Origin of the sequence: Flavobacterium endophyticum (genome assembly GCF_003634455.1) — a bacterium.
Lineage (GTDB): Bacteria > Bacteroidota > Bacteroidia > Flavobacteriales > Flavobacteriaceae > Flavobacterium > Flavobacterium endophyticum.
This window is the reverse complement of sequence record NZ_RBLC01000001.1, coordinates 162806-179912: the sequence shown is the minus strand read 5'-3', so window position 1 is coordinate 179912 and position 17107 is coordinate 162806. Positions and strand designations below refer to the sequence as shown.

The following is a 17107-nucleotide window of genomic DNA, read 5'->3' as shown; positions in this document are numbered from 1 at the left end:
GAACGAACTTGAATAAATGGACGAAGAAGAGAATTTAGAGCCAATAGAAGGTCAGCCAGAAGGAACAGGACAGCATTTTTACGACAATCAAGAAGAGGACAGCCAGGATACCATTACCAAGGTAACTGGAATGTATAAAGACTGGTTTTTGGATTATGCTTCCTACGTAATCCTTGAACGTGCCGTTCCTGCTATCGAAGATGGTTTCAAGCCTGTACAGCGCAGGATCATGCACTCCATGAAAGAGTTGGATGATGGTCGTTACAATAAGGTAGCGAACATTGTCGGGCATACCATGCAGTACCATCCTCACGGTGACGCGAGTATCGGCGATGCCATGGTACAGATCGGACAGAAGGACTTGATTATAGACATGCAGGGTAACTGGGGTAACATCCTTACTGGAGATAGTGCCGCAGCTTCTCGTTATATCGAAGCACGAATCAGCAAGTTTGGGCATGACGTTTTGTATTCGCCAAAGATTACATCGTGGCAGGCTTCTTATGACGGAAGACGCAACGAGCCCATCAATCTTCCCGTAAAATTTCCACTATTATTAGCGCAAGGTGCCGAAGGTATTGCCGTCGGACTTTCCACAAAAGTACTACCGCACAACTTTAATGAGCTGATTGATAGTTCCATAAAAATATTAAAAGGAAAACCTTTTACACTATACCCTGATTTTCCGACTGCGGGTATTGCCGATGTTTCTAATTATAACGATGGTATGCGTGGCGGACGTGTCCGCGTTCGTGCTAAAATCGGGCAATTGGACAAGCAGACGTTGGTGATTACCCAGATTCCGTTCAGCACGAATACGTCGACGTTGATTGAAAGTATCCTGAAAGCGAACGAAAAAGGGAAAATCAAGATCAAAAAAATTGAAGACAATACCGCCGCTGAGGTAGAAATCTTGATCCATCTTTTTCCAGGGGTTTCTCCTGATAAGACGATTGATGCGCTGTTTGCTTTTACGGCTTGCGAAACGTCTGTAGCGCCGTTAGGTTGCGTCATCGAGAACCATAAGCCTCTGTTTATCGGCGTTTCCGATATGCTAAAGATATCGACGCATAGGACGGTTGATTTGCTGAAACGCGAGTTGGAAATCCAGCTTGACGAGTTAGAAGAACAATGGCATTTCCTTTCTTTGGAACGTATTTTCATTGAAAAAAGAATCTACCGCTTGATTGAGGAAGAAGAAACGTGGGAAGGCGTTATCAAAGCCATCGATGAAGGACTAAAACCGTATGTACAGCATTTGAAACGTGCCGTAACCGAAGAAGATATTGTCCGTTTGACAGAAATCCGAATCAAGAGAATCTCTAAGTTTGATATTGACAAAGCACAAGAAAAGATTGAAGCTTTGGAAGGCGACATCGAGCAAGTAAAATACGATTTAGAGCATATTATTGATTTTGCCATTACTTTTTTTACGAAGCTAAAAGAGAAATACGGAAAGGGAAGAGAACGCCAGACCGAACTCCGAATTTTTGATGATATCGAAGCGACAAAAGTAGTGCTGAGAAATACGAAACTCTATGTAAATAGGGAAGAAGGCTTTATCGGAACCGGCTTGAAAAAAGACGAATACGTTACGGATTGTTCCGATATTGATGATGTTATTGTTTTTCTTCGAAACGGAACCATGATGGTTTCTAAAGTCGATGATAAAAAGTTCGTTGGGAAGGATATTATCCATGTCGCCATTTTCGATAAAAACGACAAGCGCACGATTTATAACATGATCTACCGCGATGGTAAATCCGGGCCTTCTTATATCAAACGTTTCAACGTTTCTGGAATTACACGTGATAAAGCGTATGACCTGACCCAAGAAAAAGCAGGCTCGCAAGTACTGTATTTCTCCCATAATCCGAATGGCGAAGCGGAAGTCATTACGATCTTATTGCGCCAGGTAGGAAGCATCAAAAAACTGAAATTCGATATTGATTTTGCGACGCTGGCCATCAAGGGTAGGGCTTCTAAAGGAAATTTGGTCACCAAATACCCGATCAAAAAAATCGAATTGAAGGAGAAAGGAATTTCGACCTTAAAGCCAAGAAGAATCTGGTTTGACGATACGGTACAGAAACTAAATGTAGACGGAAGAGGCGAATTGTTAGGCGAATTCCGACCAAATGACAGGCTGCTGATTATCAATCAGTCTGGAAAATTAAAAACGATTATTCCAGAACTGACGACGCATTTTGATGAAGATATGGTTGTTTTGGAAAAATGGATTCCTAAAAAACCGATTTCTGCGATTTATTATGATGGCGAAAAAGAACGCTATTATGTAAAGCGTTTCTTGATCGAAAACGAAAACAAAGAAGAAGTTTTTATTACAGAACATCCGAAATCACAATTAGAAATTGTTGCAACAGATTATCGCCCTGTAGCGGAGGTAGTATTCGCCAAGGTAAAAGGTGTTCAGAAAGAAAATCAGACGGTTGATTTAGAAAGCTTTATTGCCGTGAAAGGAATAAAAGCAATCGGAAATCAATTGACAGCCGATAAATTAAAACAAGTCAATCTGCTGGAACCTTTGCCGTATGAAATTCCGGAAGAAGAAATCCCAGAAGAAATTGAAGTGTCTGGCGATACCGAAATTTCAGGAGACATACAGTTGGATGACGACGGACAGATTACGTTAAGCTTAGACTAAAATAAAAAACGGAATGCAATCGAATTGCATTCCGTTTTTCGTTATTCATACCTTTTGTCGGTGAGTGTTTTCATAAAGGCAACCAAGGCCTTTTTCTCTGCTGCCGTCAAGTTTAGTTTGTCCGTCGGAAGCGTCTGGTTTTCTACGGAAAGGCCTAATCCTGTTCCGCCTCCCAAATCATAGAATTCTACAATTTTCTCTAACGTTTTATAAGCGCCGTTGTGCATGTAAGGCCCCGTTACCGCAACATTGCGGAGCGTCGGTGTCTTAAAAGCTCCTTTGAGCTGTGGCAACTGGTTGAAAAGATATCTTCCAGTATCATCGCTTAGGTGTTTTCCGGAAGCGTCTTCTGGCGTGCCGATAACTTCGTGTTCTGTTTTTGCAAAATTCGGAGGCACCGTTCCGTTAAACAAAGGCGTAAAGTGGCAGGTAGCGCATTTTGCTTTTCCCATAAAAACATTCATGCCTTGAAGTTCTTCGGTGTTCATCTTGGCTGTATCGCCTCTCATGTACAAATCAAACCTAGAATCAAACGAATTGAGCGAACGTACATAGCTGGCAATGGCATTCTGGATCTGCCAGGCTTCTGACTTTTCGGATTTCGGATAAGCTTTCTTAAATAGCTTTTGGTATTCTGTAGTTGCCGAAACTTTTGAATGAATGTCCGCCAGCGACCCGTGCATTTCGTCTTTATTTTCAATAACATCAACGCTCTGTTTTTCTAAGTCGAGCTGTCTCATGTCCCAAAATTGGGCATTTTGCAGGGAAGCGTAGGTGAGTGTAGGCGTATTTCGGTTTAGGTTCTTGCCTTTTAAGGAAATGTTGGTTTTCAATCCATCCGTAAATGCTTTTTCGGGATTATGGCAGGTAGCACAGCTTCTGTCGTTGTTTTTAGATAGGGTTTTGTCATAGAACAGTTTCTCGCCCAAAGCCACTTTTTCTTTAGAATATTTGTATTCGTTGGAAGCCACAAATCCATCCACGTCGAAAGCATTTTCATCAAATAAAGTCGTAGCCGTCGCTTTTAGCGGACGATTTCTTTCAACGAAAGGTATCTTTTCTTCTTTCTGGAAAGCGCTTAGTTTTCTGGAAATCGGATTTAGGTATTGCGTGATAAATTCAGCCCTGTTGAACGTATTAAAATCAGGGTTTGAATCGCAGTAGGCCTTTGCTTTGGCAACGATTTGCTGTAGTTCAGCCAAAGTCTTGCTTTTTGGATTGATAAGCAAAAGCAGTTCCGGTACTAATGCCAGACTTTGTTTGGCTTCGGGGATAGAAGAGTTAAGTATCGGACTATCAAAACCTGTAATTCCTAACGTCAAGATCCTAAAGACATTTTGCTGCACAGCATCTACTACATAATCGTCGCTGATGGTAATGGCTTCAAAAGTAGCTTCTACTTGTTTGGCATTCGAGAGGAGTATGTCTAGCTCGCGGATGACCTCTTTTTTGTTTTCGGGACTGTATTCAGGATAGATGAGTTCTTCGATAACCTGAAAACCGTTAGGCACGAAAAATTTGTTTTCTTCCAATTCCATCTCGTCCAACGCTGGCCCGTTCATGAATCGTGCTGTTTCTGGTACAAAATATTCCACAGCCCATTCAATCCTTTTGTATTGCAGTCTTGATTTTTTAAACTGCTCTACGATTTCTTTTTGGGAAGCTTCCTTAAACACGATTTCTTGAAAAAGGATAATCTCATTTTTCAGTTTTGTAAGATCGACCAAAAGTTCCTGCTTTATGTTTTTCTCAGGCACGGCTTCTTTACAGCTAGAAAGGAGCAAGGAAAGCACTAGCGAGAGAAGGGCAAAGTATTTCAATTTCATGTAATTTGAATAAAAGCAACAACCCTTATGAAGGATAAGGGTTGTCGGTTATGGATATCTAAATTGAAAATTAGCGCTGTACGTTTCTGATGATTACCGTCTGGCCACCTTCTTTGTTTGTGCTTCTGCCGCTTCCGTCAGCATTTAGGAAAGCATCTTTCTGCCAAGTGTGCGGATGTACGTTGACCATGAAGGTATCCGGAACGCCGATGACATCAGAAATATCAATCATGGCTCCAAATTCCCAGCTTCCGAAACGCATTTCACCTGTCTGGTTGTACAAAGAGTTCCAAGCAGCATCCGTTCTTTTATGGTTCATGTTCAGCCAAGGCTTGTTTTGCTTAGTAGCAATGTTGTATTGCCAGATATACGAATCGTGTTGTGCCGCAGCATAGTAGCTGTCGCCATCTTCTTGGATGTACACGAAGTTTTCGGTAACGCAAAGGTTGTCAGGATTGATTAATCCCGTTCCCGGAGTACTGTCGCCTTCGGCTACTACTTCAAGAGTTCCAGCCAATGGGTTGTTGGCATCCATTTTTAATCGGTACACACGTCCCCACATCGTATAGCCATCTACAGGAGCGTTTGATGTCGCCTGACCTGTTGCTGTAAAATAGACCTCGCGGCTGTTGCTGCCTCCGCCTTTTCTGTAATCAACGTCTTCCACTCTTGAAAAACGGATAGCGCCTAAGTTGTTTACCGTCGTGTTGATTACCGCACCTGTAAGGTTTTTGGCATTCGGAATTTCAACAAACGAAACATTATACGTATTGTTTAAGGTCATAGCCGTTTCTACTTGGTTTCCGTCCGTTCTTTTTAAGGCATATAATTTTCCGTTCGACAGGTCGCCTACGGTATTGCTCATGTACATGATTAGCTGTCCGGCACTGGCATGAGACGTAGCATACGATTGGTCTTCTCCTATCAAGATAACAGTCTTGCCTTGGTACGCTTCTTTTGGAAGCGGCACGGCATTTTCCATACTTGCTTTTCCTAAAGCAGGAAGTACTCGGTCAGTTCTGCTTCTGTCGTTCGTAAGTCCCATTGGGTCGATACCGTGAACCATGCTTTCTTCACCGCTTTCTCCAGCCGTCAAGAATATCGGTCCAAATCCGTGGATTTCTGGAACAGCCAATGTTGCAGAACACAAACGCGTCATACCTCCAACACCGTCAACAATATATTCTCCTTTGACAGGCTTGAACGTCTTGTCTAGGTATACTCTAGAAACCGCCTGTAGGATTTCGTGGTTGGAAATCAAGATGTAGCCTTCTCCAGAAGGGTTTTTCATCAATCCTGCACCATCCGGCTGCGCGCCATACACGAAGGTTGGCGATTGCGATAGTTGGTCGGCACTTGTAATTAAGGTGCTGATTTGCATGTCTTCAAATCCGGCCATCGGAAAAACGAAAGGCGGTATTGAGGAATGCGATGTAAAATCAATGTCCTTGTTTACGGGAGTTCCGTTAGAATTGTCATCGTTCTGGCAGCTTGCCATCACAAGGCTCAATGTCGCCAATAAAGCGAAGTTTTTTGTTTTTAGTTGTCTCATTTTGTTGGTTTTTTGTTTGGCACAAAGCTATTTATGAGACGTTAACATTAAATTAAGGAATGATTTTTAAAAGTATATTTAAACGTAAAGGAATTGTTTTTGAAACCAACGGAATGTTATTTTATGTGCATGAAAGGGTATAAGTACCTAATTCCTCTCCAAGCTTATGAAAAACACCCGCGAGCCCGATAAAAACACCCGCCAACGCATGAAAATGCCCCGTCCGATACGTTCTATCATCCGTGTTTGACGTCGCGACACCCGCGCTTGGCGTTCCGAACCTCAAAATCCAATCTCAGGACGCCAAAATTGGGGTCGCGAACGCCAGTTTTAGGGTTACTAACGTGTCGCCCGGAGTTAAGAACCCCGTACGCGGGACTTACAACGCCAATGGCGGATGATTGAACGTCAAGCGTGGGGTTTGGAGCGTCATTTTTACTGAGCTAGGATAGTAAGACAGATGCTCTTCAAAAAAAACGCTCCCAATCTGGAAGCGTTTTATATAGTATGTACTGTAAGCTTATTTAGAAGCCCTCTTGCGCATTTTCATATTGATAAATTCTACCGCAAGCGAGAAGGCAATGGCAAAGTACAAATAACCTTTTGGAACGGCACCTACGTGCTGTCCGGCCAATTGTGCGCCAGATAGGTGCATGCTTTCTGTAATCAGCATAAAACCGATAAGAATCAAGAAAGCCAGCCCTAAAATCTGGATGGATGGGTTGGCATTGACAAAATTTCCAACAGGAACTGCAAAAAGCATCATGACTCCGACAGAGATAACTACAGCCGTAATCATAATATATAAGGCACCTTCTAGGCCGTTGGTCATTCCGACAGCTGTTAGGATGGAATCAACGGAGAAAATCAAGTCAATCAGCAGGATTTGAAGGATAACGTTGGAGAATGATTTTTTAGCAGCGCTGCCCAAGCTTTTTTCTTCTTCGCCTTTATGGTCTACTTTTTCATGTATTTCTTTAGTACTCTTATAAATCAAGAACAATCCTCCGAGTAATAAGATTAGGGCTTGTCCGGTAATATCGGCACTAAACCATCCAAAATCAAAAGAAAACAACGGCGCTTTCATGGCGATAAGAAGCGTGATTCCGAAAAGCAATCCGATTCTCATAAACATGGCCAAGAACAAACCTATTCTTGTGGCTTTTTTTCGGTCCTCAACAGGCAATTTTCCGGTTACAATCGAAATAAAGATGATGTTGTCGATACCCAAGATGATTTCCAGAAAGGTAAGGGTTAGCAAAGCGATCCAAGCGTCCGGATTTAAAAATACTTCCATTTTGATGTTTATTTATTGATTTTGGTTACTGTTCCTTTTTGTTTGTTTACGTCTCCTAATTTTGAAAACTCAAATGTATAAGAATTTTCGGTTGTACTCAAAATTTTCATGTGGATTGCTTGCTTTTCGGCCATATTCTTCGGATTTATTTTTTCCAAGACATATTCGCAATCGTTAATCCATCGGACAGAGGAACTGTCGGTCTTTCCCTCAAATGTATCAATTTCCAACGTATCGTTTCTTACAAAATGAGATGTTTTTTTTACACCATTGACTTCGTATGCAAATTCAAATTCTCCAGTTTTAAAGTCTTTGCAGTTGCGTTCTACCGTATAACAAGAGGACAACAGTCCTAGTGAAAGTAATGCGAAAGGAAGTATTTTTTTCATTTATTTAGAGTTTAAGCCTTTTAGTTCGTCGTCGGTAAAATTTTTAATGGACTTTTCTTTTGAAAATTTGGCAGCGTTATAATCTCCCGATTTGTTTTTCGGGATAGAAAGGCTGTCCCATTCGGTCTTTTTTAACAGCTTGGCATAAAAGACAATCTGTCCGATATGATACGGATAATGTGCCAGCTGCCTGTTGATTGCTTCCACGACGGTATGGCCTTCATTTCGGATATAGATGATATCGGTAAGCTGTTCCGGCTGTAACGGGTTTAGCGCATTAAAAAGACAGTCCCACGCCTCGTTCCATTTTTCTAGCAGCTCTTCTTTGGATTGGTAGGTGTCTACAAATTCATCATCTCGCTTGCGCCAGTCTTTTTCTCCATCTGAAGTAAGAAAATCGGTCCAGCGCGAAAGCATATTGCCATGCAGGTGCTTTACAATTGTGGCAATGCTATTGGTATCTTCGTTTAGCGCTACAAAAAGCTGTTCGTCTTCTAATTGATGTATTGCTTTTTCGCCTAGTGTCTTATAGTACAAAAACTGCTTTTTCGCACTTTCTAAAAAATGAGAATTTGCTTCCATATCAAACGAGTTTTAAGTTGTATTTTTCTAATAAGCCGCCCGCATCTTTCAGCGAAAACTTTGCTTTTTTTATTGAATTTAATTCGGGATCGATCGAAAAGTTATAGGCTTTTGACAGATCAGCTTCCATCAGGATGGTTTTGTCAAACAAGGCACCGTTTAAATTTACGTCATCAAAAATAGCTTTGGTGAGGTTGGTACCAGAGAAATTGACTTCCTGCATGGACGAAGTTGAAAATTGAGTCTTCTGCATTTTCTTGTTCGCAAAAGAGCAAAAATCTAACATGCAGTCTTTAAACTTTACTTCGAATAGGAAATCATCGCAATATTCAAAGGCAATGCCCATCATTTTGCATTCCTCAAATTCGACGTTTTTTAGGCTTGTCGCATTCAGCTTTATCATTGAAAGGTTACAGCCTTTAAAAGTACAGTCTAAAAATTGGCTTTGTGAAAAGTTGCTGCCGTAGAAGTCGCAGTCTATAAAAGTACAGTTTTCAAATTCCCGATGGGTAACCGATTCTTCGGTATGGATTACTTTGGTAAACGTCTTGCCTATGTGAATCGTTTCTTTCATCGCTTCTTGAATAGGCTGTTCATGATTTTTCGGATTCCCAAAAATAACATCATCATGGCTCCCAAACAGGCTAAAATACCAAAGCCCAAAACAACTACATACCACGGATGGCTCTGGTTTTTAAAAGCACTGTGGATAATGACAGGACCTAGAAAAAGCAAGGGCATTGCGATGGACAGGTATAAGATTCCTTTTTGGAGTATTTTTTTATCAGTATTCATAGGTTACTTTTTATAATTCTCTATAGAATTCCTGACGTTCTTGTATTTTTCGAGTAATGATTTTGCTTCATCTTCTGATATGGAAAGCTCTTCCATAATCATTCCTACAGCTCGCCCTACTAGTTTGTGATTACTCAATTGCATATCGACCATCTTGTTGCCTTTGACTTTTCCGAGCTGGATCATCGTTGCCGTCGAGATCATGTTTAGGACTAATTTCTGGGCGGTTCCGGCTTTCATTCGGGAGCTTCCGGTTACGAATTCGGGTCCGACTACCACATCAATCGGAAAGTTAGATGTCTGTGACAGCGGACTTCCGGCATTGCAGGAAATGCTTCCTGTGGCGATGTTATTTTCATTGCATTTCTGCAGGCCTCCGATAACATAAGGCGTAGTTCCCGAAGCAGCGATTCCGATAACAATATCTTTTTCAGTAATATTCCACTCTTGCAGGTCTTTCCAAGCTTGTTCTTTATCGTCTTCTGCAAATTCTACTGCTTTTCGGATGGCAGTGTCGCCTCCGGCAATAATTCCGATGACCCAATCAAATGGAACGCCAAATGTCGGCGGACATTCAGAAGCATCGACGATTCCTAAGCGTCCAGAAGTTCCGGCTCCGATGTAGAATAATCGGCCGCCGTTTTTCATCTTTTCGACTACTTTTTCAACCAATTTTTCAATCTGCGGCAGTGCCTTTTCAACGGCAAGCGGAACGGTCTTGTCTTCGTTATTGATGTTTTGAAGCAGTTCTGCAATAGGCATTTTTTCTAAGTGCTCGTATTTTGAAGATTGCTCTGTGGTTTTAATGAAGCTCATTTTTTAAAGTGCAAAGTGAATTAGTTTCAAAGTTACAAAGTTTTGCCTACTAAAGCAGGAGGCTAGGCTTTGAATTTAGCTTGATTTTATATAAAATAAGCCGCTACAATTCCAATCGCAATCATCGACAGCTTAGCAAGATTGAATTTATGCCCTTCGCTGCTTTCAAAAATAATCGTAGACGAAATATGGAACAATATTCCGATTACGACTGCAGTGATTTCGGTATAATAAGCAGTCAAGAAAGGAAGGTATTCTGAAAGAACGGTTCCTAAAGGCGTCATTATTGCAAAGGCAATCATAAATAGCAAAATAGCCGTCTTGTTGAGGTTTGCATTGACGAAAAAAGAAGTCAGGATAATGGCAATCGGCAAGTGATGGATGGCTATTCCTAATGCCAAGTCATGATGGTGGCTTACAGGAAATCCTTCTAATAATGCATGAATGCAAAGGCTGATGAATAGCAGCCAAGGCATTTTGTGGATTTCTTCATGGCCGTGAACGTGTCCGTGTTCCGCTCCTTTTGAGAAGAACTCTAAGATAATCTGGAATAAGATTCCGAGCATGATAAAAATCCCTATAACATTAGAATGCTCATGACCGTGGTCGTGATGGGCATGATGTTCGGCTTCATATACTTCGGGTAGCAGGTGCATCACCGTAATGGAAAGCAGGAATGAACCGCTAAAAGCCATCAATAGTTTCAGGTTGGTCTTCTTCTTTGGTTTTAGGAATAATGCGATGGCATAGCCGATTAAAACGGAAAGCAGGGGCAGTATATAAGGCAAAATGTTATTCATAGTGACACTTAGAAATTTAGTAGTGGAGGTTCGACCTAAATTATTTGAAAACCATTATCAATCGTTCGCTTTCGTGCTTGTAGAATTTTTTTAATTTATAATCCCCGAAAGTATCTAGGAGGAAAATACCCGCTTCTTCCATCATCTCTTCAAAATCCTCTAGTGTCAGGGCTTGGACTTTTTCTACGAAATGGAATTTCTCGCCTTTGTCTTCAAAGTCGATTTCTTTGAAGATATGGCCATCCCTTACATAGCGTTTAATCTTAAAATCGATGCCTTCTACGGTTTTGGTTTCTTCCGGAACCAGATTTTGGATAACGTGATGCACGTTCATAAAATCGATGACGGCAAAACCATATTCAGACAAGCTTTCTTTTATGGCTTTTAAAGTCGTAAGGTTGTCTTCGTCGTTTTCGAAATAGCCAAAGCTGGTAAACAGATTGAAAATCGCGTCGAATTTCTCATCAAACGAAACCCTCATGTCGTGAACTTTGAAATGCAATTTAGCATTTGAAGATTTGGAGGCTTCGGCAATGCTGTTTTCAGATAAGTCAGCACCCGTGACATCGTATCCAAGCTGGTTGAGATAGACCGAATGGCGGCCTTTTCCGCAGGCTAGGTCTAATATTTTTGCGTCTTCAGGAAGATTGAGATAATTCGTGATATTGTCCATAAACACTTGGGCTTCTTCATAATCTCGGTCTTTGTAGAGTATGTGGTAATATGGAGTGTCGAACCAAGAGGCAAACCAAGTATTTTTTTCTTTTTGCATCGTATTTATTTAAGCCACAAATTTAGTGTATTTTTGCAGAATATAACTATAAGTAGTGCCCATTTTAGAGGGTAAAATCCATATGGAAAATTTTAAAATGATAGCCAAGACCTTTTTTGGCTTTGAAGAAATATTAGCAAAAGAATTGCAGATTTTAGGAGCGCAAGACGTAGAACAAGGCGTGAGGATGGTGAGTTTTGTCGGTGATAAAGGATTTATGTATAAAGCCAATCTTTCGCTGCGAACTGCCTTGAAAATCTTGAAGCCGATCTACTATTTCAGAGCTACAAACGAGCAAGGCTTGTACAAAGGAATTTCGGGAATCGATTGGTCGCAGTATATGAACTCCAACCAGACTTTTGTAATCGATACGACGGTACATTCGGACTACTTCAAGCATTCGCAATTCGTTTCTCAGAAAAGTAAGGATGCGATTGTGGACCAATTTAGAAATAAGACAGGAGCTAGGCCTAGTGTTGATAAGGATTACCCTGATTTGAGAATCAATATTCATATCGATAAAGACCAGATTTCGGTTGCTTTAGATACTTCTGGAAATTCGCTTCACCAAAGAGGCTACAGGACAGCGACCAATATAGCGCCTATCAATGAAGTATTGGCGGCAGGAATGCTGTTGCTTTCTGGCTGGGACGGACAAGGGCATTTTCTAGACCCGATGTGCGGTTCGGGAACCATCTTGGCGGAAGCCGCAATGATTGCCTGCAATATTCCGGCGAATCTAAACAGAAAAGAATTTGCTTTTGAGAAATGGAAGGATTGGGACAATGAGCTTTTCGACCAGATTATCGATTCGCTGATGAAAAAGATAAAGGAATTCCATTATACGATTCAAGGCTATGATAAAGCGCCGTCGGCGGTTTCAAAAGCAAAAGACAACATAAGAAATGCCAATTTAGACGAATATGTTTCTATCGCAGAAAAGAATTTCTTCGATACCGAAAAAACGACGCAAGGCCCGCTGCATATGGTTTTCAATCCGCCTTATGGTGAACGTTTAGATATCGAAATGGAGCGTTTTTATAAAAATATTGGCGATACCCTAAAACAGAATTATCCGGGTACAAATGCTTGGTTTATTACGGCAAATCTCGAAGCTTTGAAGTTTGTGGGGCTAAAACCGTCAAGAAAAATCAAGCTTTTTAACGGAAGCCTGGAAGCACGATTGGTAAAATATGAAATGTATGAGGGTAGTAAAAGAGCCAAATTCGCGCCGCCTACTTCATAATTCTATAAAAGTAATAGCGTGCGCTTATGAAATCCAAAATTTTGTTGCTCTTATGTTTGTTCTGTTTGCATCTGGCTTTTTCACAAGAAAGCAAGCAGGATTATTTGTCAAATAATAAGTTTGACTTAAATAAGCTGGCAGCATTTCCGCAAACGGAGATGAAAATAATAGGATTTGGAGCCTATCATGGAAGTGCCAAAACAGAGGAAGCAGAACTATTGCTTTTGAAATCGGTATTAAAAAATAATACTATCCGATTCTATTTTCCTGAAACTGACTATAGCATTGCGTATTTCTTTAACGAATACCTCCAAAATGGAGACGAGAAATTGTTGAAAGATCTGGTTGAAACCTATGGCGGAAGAGTGCCTCAAGAACGTTCTGTAGAAACCTTCATGAAATGGAAAAACCTTAAAAAGATAAATGACGATCTGGCATCAGACAAGAAAATAAAAGTTTTAGGCGCTGACCCTATTGTGAGCTACAAATATACCTGTAAGCATTTGCTGTCATTAGCGAATAACGGAATAGGAAGCTGGAAGAAATTGGACGTCTTGAAGGAGATGGTCGAAAAAGATACGGCAAACTATTCTCCCTATAAAGAAAACTATGCTAAGAAAATGCTCAGAGAATTTGTAGCGGATTATGAAGCAGATCAAAAATCCTATGAGAAATTTATAACTGATAAGAACCAGTTTCATCATTTGATTGCGACGATAAAGGAAAGTTTTGGAGAAAGTTCCAGAGAAAAAGCTATTTATAATAACTACATTGCCTTATCAAAAATCTATAATTACGACAATGAGTTGAAATTTTTTAGATATGGCTTTGCGCATTTGATGAAAATTAGAGAAGATGATAATTCTCCTTCATTTTTCACGCAGTTGATTGAAAATAAAATCTATAAAAAAGAAGAAATAGTTTCAATTCTAGGCTATTTGACCAAATCAAGAGTACTTTGGGATGTCATTTATGATAAAAAAGGCAATTATAAAAAATCAACAACCGAAGGAGGCTTTGGTATCGGTGATTATAAAAAAGAATACTTTAAGGGAATTGACGAATTGAAAAAACAGAAGATTTCAGACATGACCATTTTCAGGCTCAACCAAAACGGAAGCCCTTATGAACAGATCGGTACTTCTGATCTAATGGAAGTTATTTTGACGCCCAAACCTAAAGAACAGATCGACTATAGTAAAAAATCGACGGCTGGTTTTATTGATTATGCTGTTTTGATAAGCAATTCCAAAGCAAATACTTCTATCTATAAACTTTCGGAAAAATAATTTTATAATTAGCTTTGCATCGATTATTCAACAGAGCCTATCTCTAATCTAACGAATTCATATAATGACTTTAAAAACAAAAGCATTCCTATACCAATTATTGTGCTTCGCCGCTTTGTTTATTCTTGTGCGCTTTTTAGTAGCTGCTTATACTAACTTGCAAGGATTCTGGATTCCGTTAACGGCATTTGTAGTAGGCACGATTCTTTCGCCTCAATTTCAAGCTATAAAAACGAATGACGGAGAAAAACTTTTTATGAAGTGGATTTTCATGAAAGGAATCAAGCAACTAAAATAGCTATTCTTCCTTTTTCTTTTCTTCCTCCACTTTAGGAAGGTTTTGCTTTTTGTAGATCGGAATGAAGTAGCTTATGGTGTAATTAAATCCTACGCCAAAATCACCATCATACGTCCTGTTAAAACCAGGAATGTACAAATTGTCAAAATCGCTGGGCTTTTTATTTGAAACCAAACGGTTCATGCGAAGCGTAAAGCCCATGAAAAGGTTGTCGAACACTTCTGCTTTTACGCCGGCAACGAATTCTATCCAATGAGCCGAAAGTCCATTGTATTTGCGAGATACGGTAACAACATCCGTTTCGTCAAAATAAGGATTAGGGTTATAGATGGTGTAGCTGTTCAATTCTTGAGAAAACGAGCTTACGCCATAGCGCATGCCAAGCGTAATCATGTTTTCCATGTCCAGCCAGTTTTTGTAGATGTTGTAGTCAAAACCTGCCTTGAAATACGTTCCTTTTGTCGTAAAGTTTAATTGAGGCTCGTCTGTTGTCTTGTTTTCATTACCGATTTCGCCAGCAATATAGATTTTTTGCGTTAGGCGGTAATCTCCCGTAATTTCAAAACCTTTATAATCTTTATCGTAGATCGATCTTGCTATTTTATACAGATCGGCTCCGACACGCAAGCCATAGCGCTCGGTCTTTGGAACAATCGTATCGGGTTTCTTTTCTTGAGCAGCAGCGGATAATGAAATCAGCACTAAAGCCAGATTAAAAATAGATTTTAATGTGTATTTCATTTTCGGTTTCTATATTAGGTGTTTCGACAATAATATTGTTGATCCATTTATTACTGTCAACGGCATTTGGCTCTTGAATAGGACTTCCCGTTAGGTCAAAATTAGTCTTATAACCGCAAGCTCTGGAAACGTAGATTTCTTTAGTCATATAATTGAAGGTAATCTTATCTGCGTTCCGGATAGCAGGATTTGCGCTGGTCGAATTTAGCGTAAGCGTATATTCTGTCGTCTCGCCATTGATTTTTAGAGGCAGTCCTATTTTGTTGGAATTGGCCAAATAACGGTTAGGGTCTGTCGATAGCAGGATGTCATTGAAAACAACTCCGTTTGGCGATCCATCCACAGCTACAGCTTTTAGGTTGGTTACCGTTTTTAAGACCGAAGGATTGTCTTTTTCGTAAAATTCGATAATCAATCTAGGAGTAGTGGGAGTGGTACCCGAACAAATATCGTCCTTCTCGCATCCGAAAAAACAAACGGCTATAAAAAGTGACGCAATTATAGTGTGGAATTTCTTCATCAATTTTATCTTTTTTCCAAAAGTACAACATTTTCAACGTGATGCGTCTGCGGGAACATATCCACAGGGCGAACTTTTGCAACTTTATAGAATTCGTCCATCAAAGCCAGATCGCGTGCTTGGGTTGCCGAGCTGCAGCTCACGTAAACGATTCTGTCTGGAGCAATTTTTAAGATCTGTTGGATCACGTCTTTATGCATCCCGTCTCTTGGTGGATCGGTAATAATCACATCAGGCTTGCCATGTTGGGCGATAAAAGCTTCGTTAAAGACAACTTTCATATCGCCGACGAAGAACTCACAATTGGTGATATTATTACGCTTTGCATTTTCTTTAGCATCGGCAATCGCTTCAGGAACAGCCTCGACACCAATTACTTTTTTCGCTTTTTTAGAGACGAATTGAGCAATGGTTCCCGTTCCCGTATATAAATCATACACCAGTTCGTTTCCTGTCAACCCAGCAAAATCACGTGTGATTTTATACAGTTCGTACGCTTGGTCTGAATTGGTCTGGTAAAAAGATTTGGCATTAATGCTGAATTTTAGCCCTTCCATTTCTTCCAGGATATAATCTCTCCCTTTGTAGAGAATTACGTTTTGGTCGTAAATCGTATCGTTTGGCTTGCCATTGATAACATACTGCAGCGACACGATATTTGGGAATTTTTCCAAAAGGAAATCCAATAAGGCTTCTCTTTGTTCTTTGTTCTCTTCAAAAAACTGAATCAATACCATGATTTCTCCTGTAGAAGCCGTACGAATCATCAACGTACGCAAAAGGCCTTCGTGGTTTCTAGGATTAAAAAAAGCAAGGTTGTGCTCGTTTGCATAATCACGAATCGAATTGCGGATGGCATTGGACGGATTTTCTTGCAGATGGCATTCCGTGATGTCTAAAATCTTGTCCCACATTTTCGGAATGTGGAAGCCAAGGGCATTTCGATTTCCTAAATCCTCATCGCTTTCGATTTCTTTTTCGGTCAGCCAACGCGCATTCGAAAAAGAAAATTCCATCTTATTTCTGTAGAAAAACTGCTTTTCAGAACCTAAAATCGGTTCGAATTCTGGCAGTTCTATCTTACCGATTCTTTTTAAATGATTGAAGACTTCGTTGTTTTTGTAGAACAGCTGCTTTTCATACGTCATGTTTTGCCATTTACAGCCTCCGCAAGCTCCAAAATGCTGGCAGACTGGTTCGATCCTGTCTTCAGAAAATTCATGAAAGGCTATGGCCTTTCCTTCATAATACGCCTTTCTTTTCTTGAAAGTCTGTACGTCTACCACATCGCCGGGCACTACATTCGGAATAAAAATTACTTTTCCGTCTGGTGCTTTTGCAACTGAAACTCCTTTAGCGCCTGCATCCAGCACCTTTATATTCTCAAAAACGATCTTGTCTGTCTTCTTTCTTCCCATACGGCAAAAATAAGCGATTGTTCTGTTTTTTGAATTGAAATTAAGAAAATTTTTCCATTGTCATTTGAGACGTTGCACAAGCTTGTTTTTTTATAAATTTG

General features: G+C 40.3%; 17 protein-coding genes. 4 read left to right on the top strand and 13 right to left on the bottom strand.

The genetic code is table 11. From position 1 onward, the window contains the following. The first annotated feature begins 16 nt into the window (after positions 1-16). Complete coding sequence (locus tag CLV94_RS00850) at positions 17-2665, top strand: DNA gyrase/topoisomerase IV subunit A (RefSeq protein WP_121374576.1); 2649 nt, start codon at positions 17-19, stop codon at positions 2663-2665. 41 nt (positions 2666-2706) lie between these two features. Here the strand turns inward: CLV94_RS00850 and CLV94_RS00845 are convergent, their stop codons facing one another. From CLV94_RS00845 to CLV94_RS00800, 10 genes are all read right to left on the bottom strand, one after another. After that, positions 2707-4491, bottom strand: coding sequence for a cytochrome-c peroxidase (locus CLV94_RS00845; RefSeq protein WP_121374575.1), 1785 nt, complete (start codon positions 4489-4491; stop codon positions 2707-2709). A 70-nt stretch (positions 4492-4561) separates the two neighbouring features. Continuing rightward, a complete protein-coding gene (locus CLV94_RS00840; protein ID WP_121374574.1) occupies positions 4562-6043 on the bottom strand; it encodes a PhoX family protein in 1482 nt (493 codons plus the stop codon). A gap of 520 nt (positions 6044-6563) precedes the next feature. Next, positions 6564-7340: a TerC family protein gene (locus tag CLV94_RS00835; protein ID WP_121374573.1), complete on the bottom strand. Its 777-nt coding sequence runs from the start codon at positions 7338-7340 to the stop codon at positions 6564-6566. An 8-nt stretch (positions 7341-7348) separates the two neighbouring features. Beyond that, complete coding sequence (locus CLV94_RS00830) at positions 7349-7729, bottom strand: DNA topoisomerase IV (protein ID WP_121374572.1); 381 nt, start codon at positions 7727-7729, stop codon at positions 7349-7351. Next, complete coding sequence (locus CLV94_RS00825) at positions 7730-8311, bottom strand: DUF1572 family protein (protein ID WP_121374571.1); 582 nt, start codon at positions 8309-8311, stop codon at positions 7730-7732. 1 nt (position 8312) lies between these two features. Continuing rightward, positions 8313-8885: a pentapeptide repeat-containing protein gene (locus tag CLV94_RS00820; protein WP_121374570.1), complete on the bottom strand. Its 573-nt coding sequence runs from the start codon at positions 8883-8885 to the stop codon at positions 8313-8315. Continuing rightward, entirely contained in the window at positions 8882-9106 is a 225-nt protein-coding gene (locus CLV94_RS00815) for a DUF6095 family protein (RefSeq protein ID WP_121374569.1), read from the bottom strand. The genes CLV94_RS00820 and CLV94_RS00815 overlap by 4 nt, the downstream gene beginning before the upstream one ends. Positions 9107-9109: 3 nt before the next feature. After that, entirely contained in the window at positions 9110-9922 is an 813-nt protein-coding gene (gene murQ, locus CLV94_RS00810) for an N-acetylmuramic acid 6-phosphate etherase (RefSeq protein WP_121374568.1), read from the bottom strand. 86 nt (positions 9923-10008) lie between these two features. Beyond that, complete coding sequence (locus tag CLV94_RS00805) at positions 10009-10710, bottom strand: ZIP family metal transporter (RefSeq protein WP_121376186.1); 702 nt, start codon at positions 10708-10710, stop codon at positions 10009-10011. A gap of 52 nt (positions 10711-10762) precedes the next feature. Further along, complete coding sequence (locus CLV94_RS00800) at positions 10763-11494, bottom strand: class I SAM-dependent DNA methyltransferase (RefSeq protein ID WP_121374567.1); 732 nt, start codon at positions 11492-11494, stop codon at positions 10763-10765. 82 nt (positions 11495-11576) lie between these two features. Between CLV94_RS00800 and CLV94_RS00795 the strand changes: the two genes are divergently transcribed. The 3 genes from CLV94_RS00795 (at position 11577) to CLV94_RS00785 (ending at position 14327) form a co-directional block, all read left to right on the top strand. Continuing rightward, positions 11577-12740, top strand: coding sequence for a THUMP domain-containing class I SAM-dependent RNA methyltransferase (locus CLV94_RS00795; protein WP_121374566.1), 1164 nt, complete (start codon positions 11577-11579; stop codon positions 12738-12740). A gap of 26 nt (positions 12741-12766) precedes the next feature. Continuing rightward, the gene (locus CLV94_RS00790) at positions 12767-14029 is read left to right on the top strand and encodes an erythromycin esterase family protein (protein ID WP_147406543.1); all 1263 of its coding nucleotides are present in this window, start codon (positions 12767-12769) and stop codon (positions 14027-14029) included. Between the two features lie 64 nt (positions 14030-14093). Continuing rightward, positions 14094-14327, top strand: a complete 234-nt coding sequence (locus tag CLV94_RS00785; RefSeq protein WP_121374564.1) for a hypothetical protein — start codon at positions 14094-14096, stop codon at positions 14325-14327. Here CLV94_RS00785 and CLV94_RS00780 read toward each other — a convergent pair whose 3' ends face one another. The 3 genes from CLV94_RS00780 to rlmD are packed head-to-tail and all read right to left on the bottom strand — an operon-like array spanning position 14328 to position 17006. Then, a complete protein-coding gene (locus CLV94_RS00780; protein WP_121374563.1) occupies positions 14328-15068 on the bottom strand; it encodes a DUF6048 family protein in 741 nt (246 codons plus the stop codon). It lies immediately after the preceding gene. Beyond that, on the bottom strand, positions 15040-15588 hold the full coding sequence (locus CLV94_RS00775; RefSeq protein WP_121374562.1) for a DUF6452 family protein: 549 nt from the start codon (positions 15586-15588) through the stop codon (positions 15040-15042). Before CLV94_RS00775 ends, CLV94_RS00780 begins: the two co-directional genes overlap by 29 nt. A gap of 5 nt (positions 15589-15593) precedes the next feature. Beyond that, positions 15594-17006 (bottom strand): 23S rRNA (uracil(1939)-C(5))-methyltransferase RlmD, encoded by a 1413-nt coding sequence (gene rlmD / locus CLV94_RS00770; RefSeq protein WP_121374561.1) that lies wholly within the window; start codon positions 17004-17006, stop codon positions 15594-15596. Positions 17007-17107: the final 101 nt, after the last annotated feature.

Bases quoted from the DNA above. Each gene is read 5' to 3' on its own strand.
- CLV94_RS00850 (WP_121374576.1), top strand. From the start codon at position 17: ATGGACGAAGAAGAGAATTTAGAGCCAATAGAAGGTCAGCCAGAAGGA.
- CLV94_RS00845 (WP_121374575.1), bottom strand. From the start codon at position 4,491: ATGAAATTGAAATACTTTGCCCTTCTCTCGCTAGTGCTTTCCTTGCTC.
- CLV94_RS00840 (WP_121374574.1), bottom strand. From the start codon at position 6,043: ATGAGACAACTAAAAACAAAAAACTTCGCTTTATTGGCGACATTGAGC.
- CLV94_RS00835 (WP_121374573.1), bottom strand. From the start codon at position 7,340: ATGGAAGTATTTTTAAATCCGGACGCTTGGATCGCTTTGCTAACCCTT.
- CLV94_RS00830 (WP_121374572.1), bottom strand. From the start codon at position 7,729: ATGAAAAAAATACTTCCTTTCGCATTACTTTCACTAGGACTGTTGTCC.
- CLV94_RS00825 (WP_121374571.1), bottom strand. From the start codon at position 8,311: ATGGAAGCAAATTCTCATTTTTTAGAAAGTGCGAAAAAGCAGTTTTTG.
- CLV94_RS00820 (WP_121374570.1), bottom strand. From the start codon at position 8,885: ATGAAAGAAACGATTCACATAGGCAAGACGTTTACCAAAGTAATCCAT.
- CLV94_RS00815 (WP_121374569.1), bottom strand. From the start codon at position 9,106: ATGAATACTGATAAAAAAATACTCCAAAAAGGAATCTTATACCTGTCC.
- murQ (WP_121374568.1), bottom strand. From the start codon at position 9,922: ATGAGCTTCATTAAAACCACAGAGCAATCTTCAAAATACGAGCACTTA.
- CLV94_RS00800 (WP_121374567.1), bottom strand. From the start codon at position 11,494: ATGCAAAAAGAAAAAAATACTTGGTTTGCCTCTTGGTTCGACACTCCA.
- CLV94_RS00795 (WP_121374566.1), top strand. From the start codon at position 11,577: ATGGAAAATTTTAAAATGATAGCCAAGACCTTTTTTGGCTTTGAAGAA.
- CLV94_RS00790 (WP_147406543.1), top strand. From the start codon at position 12,767: ATGAAATCCAAAATTTTGTTGCTCTTATGTTTGTTCTGTTTGCATCTG.
- CLV94_RS00785 (WP_121374564.1), top strand. From the start codon at position 14,094: ATGACTTTAAAAACAAAAGCATTCCTATACCAATTATTGTGCTTCGCC.
- CLV94_RS00780 (WP_121374563.1), bottom strand. From the start codon at position 15,068: ATGAAATACACATTAAAATCTATTTTTAATCTGGCTTTAGTGCTGATT.
- CLV94_RS00775 (WP_121374562.1), bottom strand. From the start codon at position 15,588: ATGAAGAAATTCCACACTATAATTGCGTCACTTTTTATAGCCGTTTGT.
- rlmD (WP_121374561.1), bottom strand. From the start codon at position 17,006: ATGGGAAGAAAGAAGACAGACAAGATCGTTTTTGAGAATATAAAGGTG.